This window comes from Sphingobium sp., assembly GCF_041987595.1.
Lineage (GTDB): Bacteria > Pseudomonadota > Alphaproteobacteria > Sphingomonadales > Sphingomonadaceae > Sphingobium.
The window spans coordinates 1-275 of sequence record NZ_JBHIWJ010000270.1 but is presented as its reverse complement, the minus strand read 5'-3'; the positions used below and the strand labels follow the sequence as shown (position 1 = coordinate 275).

Annotated in this window: 1 pseudogene; it reads left to right on the top strand. The window is 60.0% G+C overall.

Annotation, left to right across the window (positions count from 1 at the left end):
- Nucleotides 1–275, top strand: a pseudogene (locus tag ACFC3J_RS23120) (TonB-dependent receptor); the annotation flags it as partial.

The window sequence follows — 275 nt, the reverse complement described above, 5'->3', positions numbered from 1 at the left end:
ATCACCCCGGCCTTCACCATCGGCGGCGGCGCGATCTACATGGCGAAGGTCTATGGCGGCTATTCCGATACGCGCACCATCAGCAATGGCGCGGTCGTCATCACCAAGGAACTGGCCCGCATGGTGCCCAGCTATTGGCGCTTCGACGGCAATGCATCCTATGCGTTCAGCGATGCGGTGAGCCTGCAGGTCAACGTCAACAACGTCTTCAACAAGCGTTATTATGACAAGGCCTATGCCGCCCATTATGCCAATCAGGCCGCCGGCCGCACGGC